The following is a 1,369-nucleotide window of genomic DNA, read 5'->3' on the forward strand; positions in this document are numbered from 1 at the left end:
ACTGGAAGACGTGGACAATCTCCGAACGATGTCTGCGGCGCAATGGGTTCGGCAACTGTTCGAGTGGAATTTCCAGCGTGAGCGCATCAAGTACCTGACACGATATGCGCACTACCGAAGCATAGATGAACCTTCGCTGGAGGCTTTGGAGCTCAAGGCAATCATGGACATGAAAATTGGAGGCAAATTCAGCTCCTCAGTCGCCGATAGATGGCTCAAAAGGCCGTTGGTCAAGGCACCTGACGACCTAGCCATTTATTTCGCCGCTGCCCAGAAGGACCCGATTAATTTCGGAACTGACTATTGCCTTGGTCTTTTTGAGAACTTCCGAAAGATGGATTTCGGCGACGACGATGATGATTACGGACAGCTGCGGGCCTACCCTCTGGGGTGGTCGGCGGACGAGATCGATCGCCTGCATGGGATTGGCTTTTAGCCCTCATGGGGGTGCCTGCAAACTGCCTAGCCTAGGCGTCCTGAAATAATCCCGGACCTCCCGCACGACCCGATCACCGGGCGCTGGCAGTCATTTCAGGCTCTCCGAGCTGCACGCTGTCGACAAGGCCCCCACGAACGCGGACGGCAGCCACCTCCGCCTTAAGGAGACGGACGTCACACTGGGTAGTTATTGTCAGGCTGATAATAAGACTGGTAGTGTCTTTATTGTCAGCTTGATAACAAGGAAACGGAATGACGATGACAGCCCTGCTCGACTGGATGAACTCCGCAGCGATCCCCAACCTTCTCGGCAGCCCCGTCAGCTGGATCGAGATCATCGGCTTCGTCACCGGCGCCGCCTGCGTCTACGGGGTCGCGAAGCAGAAGCTGTGGAACTGGCCCATCGGCATGCTCAACAACTTCGCGTTCATCATCCTGTTCTTGGGCGCCGGCCTTTACGGCGAAACCGTCCTCCAGGTCATCTTCGCCGCCGTCGCCGTCTACGGCTGGTACAACTGGGTCCGCGGCAACGCCGCCACCGACAGTCGGAACGACCTCCCCATCCGGAACGCCAACACCAAAGAGATCATCCTCGGGGCTGCCGCCACCCTCGTCGGCACAGCCGGGGTCGCCATGATCCTCACCCACGGCACCGACTCACAGGTGCCCTGGCCGGACGCTTTCGTCCTGACCGCCTCACTGGTCGCCACCTACGGTCAGGCCAAGAAGATCTTCCAGCACTGGTACGTCTGGATCCTCATCGACGTCGTCTCCATCCCGCTGTACTTCAGCCGCGGACTGGCCCTGACAGCAATCCTCTACATCGGATTCCTCGCCCTGTGCATTTACGGCCTCATCGACTGGAAGCGCACCCGCCAGCTGGAAACCACGGCAGCCACCCCCGAAACCGTCGCGGCAGGAGCCTGAGATG

At 59.0% G+C, this 1,369-nt stretch carries 2 protein-coding genes; both read left to right on the forward strand.

The annotated features are described in order from the left end of the window. Positions 1-436 (forward strand): hypothetical protein (locus DBR22_RS21415; RefSeq protein ID WP_219928153.1); only part of this gene is annotated, 436 nt, incomplete at its 5' end. 254 nt (positions 437-690) lie between these two features. Further along, positions 691-1,365: a nicotinamide riboside transporter PnuC gene (gene pnuC / locus DBR22_RS21420; RefSeq protein WP_258229363.1), complete on the forward strand. Its 675-nt coding sequence runs from the start codon at positions 691-693 to the stop codon at positions 1,363-1,365. Positions 1,366-1,369 lie beyond the last annotated feature (4 nt).

Origin of the sequence: Arthrobacter sp. HMWF013, assembly GCF_003061105.1 — a bacterium.
GTDB lineage: Bacteria > Actinomycetota > Actinomycetes > Actinomycetales > Micrococcaceae > Arthrobacter.